4 protein-coding genes are annotated in these 4315 nt (G+C 67.3%); 2 read left to right on the top strand and 2 right to left on the bottom strand.

Features of this window, described 5'->3' with window-relative positions:
• Positions 1–315 (top strand): homocysteine S-methyltransferase family protein (locus tag B7X30_RS15065; RefSeq protein WP_286731695.1); only part of this gene is annotated, 315 nt, incomplete at its 5' end.
• 97 nt (positions 316–412) lie between these two features.
• On the top strand, positions 413–994 hold the full coding sequence (locus B7X30_RS15060) for a hypothetical protein (protein ID WP_156053807.1): 582 nt from the start codon (positions 413–415) through the stop codon (positions 992–994).
• 12 nt (positions 995–1006) lie between these two features.
• Here B7X30_RS15060 and B7X30_RS15055 read toward each other — a convergent pair whose 3' ends face one another.
• Both B7X30_RS15055 and B7X30_RS15050 read right to left on the bottom strand, forming a co-directional pair.
• Complete coding sequence (locus B7X30_RS15055; RefSeq protein ID WP_286731692.1) at positions 1007–1924, bottom strand: transglutaminase family protein; 918 nt, start codon at positions 1922–1924, stop codon at positions 1007–1009.
• Between the two features lie 11 nt (positions 1925–1935).
• A partial coding sequence (locus tag B7X30_RS15050; protein ID WP_286731690.1) for a circularly permuted type 2 ATP-grasp protein occupies positions 1936–4315 on the bottom strand: 2380 nt, incomplete at its 5' end.

The raw sequence follows: 4315 nt of genomic DNA, 5'->3' as shown, positions 1-4315 counted from the left end.
ATAGGGCTGAACTGCGCGCTGGGCGCAGCCCTCATGCGGCCCTATCTGCAGGAACTCGCCAAGGCCGCGCCCGACACCTTCATCTCCTGCTACCCCAATGCCGGCCTGCCCAACCCGATGAGCGACACCGGCTTCGATGAAACGCCCGAAGTGACCTCGCGGCTGCTGCACGAGTTTGCCGCCGAGGGGCTGGTGAATATCGTCGGCGGCTGCTGTGGCACCACGCCCGAGCACATCGCCGCCATTCAATCGGCGGTGAAAGACGAAGCCCCGCGCGCGCGCCGCCGTGCCGGGTTCTATGCCGACGCGGACTGATTCACCTATGCCTTGACGGGCATTGCGCCGCGCGCAGCGTCTTGCCGGGCGTGCGGGCAAAATCGTGACACCGTTCGAGCCCTAGAGGAGACATGAGATGCAGTTGCCCGATATCCGCGTTGGAGACCGCTGGGTGTTCGTCACCCGCACGCAGGAAGAAATCGAGCGTGGTGACGCCGGTCTGGTGCTGGCCAATCACGTCACGCAGATCGGGCCGAATGGCGAGGTGCATGTCGAAGTGCAGCGCACCAATAAGGCCGACGCGCCGGTGCTGAAAAACATCTATTCCAAGCAGTTCGACCTGCTCTCACGCGAAATCGTGCCGGGCGAGGCGATTAAGTACAGCCCGGCGTTTCCGCAGTTCGACTTTCCGCTGAGCGTGGGCAAGAACTGGAAAGACACCATCACCCAGAGCCAGCCCGATTGGGAACTGCACACCCGGCTGGGCGTGAGTGTGAGTGTGGAGGCCGAACAGACCATCACCGTGCCCGCGGGCACTTTTCACGCCATTCGCCTGCAAGGGCACTACACCGCCGCGCAGGCCACGGTGATGACGCACTACTGGTACGCGCCGGCCGCTGGGCGCGCGGTCAAGGGCATCGAGGACACGCTGTCGATCAATGGCGTGCGCACGAGGTTGATCTACGAGCTGCAGTCGCTCAATCGGCTGCGCGCATAAGGCGGGGCAGGGTCAGCGCGGGTCTGCCGGGCTGACGCGCACCCTGACTTTAAGGGAGTGATCGCCGCCGCCGCGGATGACGCCACGCAGGGGAGAGACGTCGGCGAAGTCGCGGCCCAGGGCGATGCGCACATAGTCGGCCGCTGGCTGTCGGTTGTTGGTGGGGTCGAACTCCACCCAGCCGTTGACCGGGCACCACACGGCCACCCAGGCATGTGAGGCATCGGCGCCGACGAGTTGTTCTTCGCCGGGCTTGGGATGCGAGCGCAGGTAGCCGCTGATGTAGCGCGCGGCCAGCCCGAGGCTGCGCAAGGCGGAAATCATGACGTGCGCATAGTCTTGGCAGACGCCGGCGCGCAGTTCGAGCGCCTGCGGGGCGCGGGTCTGCACTTCGGTGCTCTCGGGGTTGTAGGTGAAGTCGGCGTGGATGCGCTGCATCAGGTCGAGGGCGCCGCCGAGCAACGGTTGCTCGGGCGCAAAGCTGGGGGCGGCGTAAGCGGCGGCGGCGGCAAACAGGGGGGCGAAATGGGTGCCGAAGGTGAACTCGGCCTCGGCTACATAGGGCTTGCCGACGCGGTAGAGCAGTTGTTCGCGCACCTGCTCCCATGGCGGACTGGCGTCCCAGTCGGGCGCCTCGGGCGCACGTACTTGCACCAGGCTGACGGCACGCACGGTCAGCGTGTCATGCGGGCTGTAGTAGGCGAAGAACTCACGCTGGTTGCCGAACACATCGACATCGCTGTGACGATGTTCGGGCTCGGGGTGAATGTCGCAGACGTAGTCGATGCGCTCTTGCGCGGCATGGTCGAGCGGGCAGAGATGCGCCAAATGCTGGGCCAGTTCGACCGGGGTGGCGTACGCGTAGGCGGTTTCGTGTACCACGTGGTAGAGCACGGCGTCAGCCTGCGCGGTAGAGGCGTCTTGAGTCATGCGTGCGGCTTTCAATACCCACCAAGCGTGCGGTCAGGCAGGCTGGCGTGGGCGAAATAGCGGCGGCTGATCTCGTCCGACAGGCGCCAGGCGAGATCGGTGCCCTGGGTCAGGGCGAGATCCAGCCATGTGTAATGCAATTCTTGCGTGTGGGTGCAGAGTTCGGGCAGGTGCCAGTCATCGGGGTCGGGCGCGAGAGCGATCAGGGCTTCCTTGTCGGCGGCCTCGCCGGGCAGTCTGGCCATGCGGGCGCGCAGGGTCTGCGCTACCCAGCCCAGGGCGCGGGGGTTTTCGCGGTCGAGCATGAGCAGGTCGAGCAGGGGCGGAACTTCCAGCCGCTTCTGGTACAGCGCGCGGTAGGTGATGGTGCTGTCGAACAGCGCCAGCAGCAGGTTGAAGCCGCTGTCGCTGTGCACCGCGCCGCTGCGGAAGGCTACGGCCAGCGCTTGCCCCAGCAGCAAGAGGCGTTCGATGTGGCGGCCGATGCTCAGCAGGCGCCAGCCGTCGTCGCGGGTCATGCGGTCGGTTTGCGCGCCGGTGATGGCGCTGAGCACTTCGGTGAGCTGCTCCAGCCCGCGCAAGGCCTGGGCCGACTGCAATTCTTCTCGCCGCGAGGCCGTGGGCAATAGCTCCAGTGCGGTGGCCGAGGCGATCCATTGCCGGTGGTCGCCGCCCAGACGTTCGCGCACTTGAGTGGCCGCGTGGCCCAGCGCCTGTAGGTTCTGCACGATGCCGCCGGCGTGCTGCCCCGGCACGAGCCCGCGCACCACGCAGTGCTCAAAGCCTTGAGGGTTGTCGCGAAGATCGGGCGCTCCCTTCTCGACCAGGCCGTTGCTGCGGCACCATTGATCGAGCATGTCGCAGACGGCCGGGCCCAGATCGTCGTCGCCCGACAGCGCGCGCAGGGTGATGCGCGCCAGCCGGGCGCTGAATTCGGCGCGCTCGCAGTAGCGACCGAGCCAGTAGAGGTTTTCGGCCGCCCGGCTGGTCACCACGCGGTGATGGTTGATCAGATCTTGCGGGCGCATCGGCTCGGGCAGCAGGGTGGAGCTGTCCACCGCGTCGCCGGTGATGATCCAGGCGTCCTGGCTGCTGCCGCCGCGCTGCATCGACACGGTGTTGCCCCCGCGCGGCGCGGTGCGCACCAGCCCGCCGGGCAGCACGCGCCAGCCGCCGCGGCCGTCTGACAGGGCATACACCCGCAGCATGGCGGCGCGGGCGGCCAGCCGCTCATTGCTCCACACCGGCACATGCGGCAGGGGTTGATATTGCTGCAGGGTGACCAGTGCCGGGTTGGACTGCACCCGTTCGCGCCAGGCGGGCAGTTGGCCGTAATCGAGGCTGGCCATCACCGTGGGCTCGAAGCCGCAATCCGCGTGCACCGGTTTGATCACCCAGGCGCGCAGATCGTCCATCGGCGCGTCGCACACGCCGGGCTCGCCGCACCACCAAGTGGGCAGCGAGGGCAGCTGGAGCGGCTCGCCCAGCAGGGTCTTGCACAGCTTGGGCAGGAAGCCTTGCACCGCAGGCGATTCGAGGAAACCGGCACCGAGCGCGTTGGCCACGAGCACGTTGCCCGCACGCACCGCCTGCAGCAGCCCGGCCACGCCCAGCATGGAATCGGGACGCAGTTCGAGCGGGTCGCAGAAGCTGTCGTCGAGACGGCGCAGCACCACATGCACCGGCTCCAGGCCGCGCAGGGTTTTGAGGTAGAGCGTGAGGTCGCTGCCTTCGGCCAGGGTGATGCCCAGGTAACGCGCCAGATAGACCTGCTCGAAATAGGTTTCGCTATACGGGCCGGGGGTGAGCAACACTACGCGACTGCCCACGCCGCCGGGCGAGAGCCGCAGCAGCGTATCCATCAGCAGCCGGTAGCTGGCGGCCAGGCGCTGCACTTTCAGGTGGCTGAACGCGTCCGGGAACAGGCGGGAGATGAGGATGCGGTTTTCCAGCAAATAGCCCAGGCCCGACGGCGTCTGCACCCGCTGGTTGACCACGCGCCACACGCCGTCGGGCCCACGCGCCAGATCGAAGGCGGCGATGTGCAGCCAGATATTGCCCGGCGGTGCATGGCCGTGCAGGGCGCGCAAATAGCCGGGATGCCCCTGCACCAGCGCCGGTGGCAGCAGCCCTTCCTTGAGGGTGCGCTGCGGGCCGGTGTAGAGGTCGGCGAGGATGGTGTTGAGCAGCGCGGCGCGTTGGGCGATACCTGTGGAAATCTGCTTCCACGAGGCTGAGTCGACCAGCAGCGGGAACAGATCGACCGACCAGGCGCGCACGGCTTGCGCGGCATCGGCGTGGACGTTGTAGGTCACGCCGTCGTCGTGAATCTGCTGCAGCAACTGCTGCTGCCGGGCGCTCAGGCTGTCGAAGCCGCCGGAGCCGAGCAGG

This window comes from Thiomonas sp. 13-64-67, from assembly GCF_002282795.1.
Lineage (GTDB): Bacteria > Pseudomonadota > Gammaproteobacteria > Burkholderiales > Burkholderiaceae_C > Thiomonas > Thiomonas arsenitoxydans.
The sequence above is the reverse complement of the archived record's forward strand: the minus strand, read 5'-3'. Positions and strand labels throughout refer to the sequence as shown.

What these genes read in the sequence shown, in the direction of transcription:
- B7X30_RS15060 (WP_156053807.1), top strand. Translation starts at nt 413, where the DNA reads ATGCAGTTGCCCGATATCCGCGTTGGAGACCGCTGGGTGTTCGTCACC.
- B7X30_RS15055 (WP_286731692.1), bottom strand. Translation starts at nt 1,924, where the DNA reads ATGACTCAAGACGCCTCTACCGCGCAGGCTGACGCCGTGCTCTACCAC.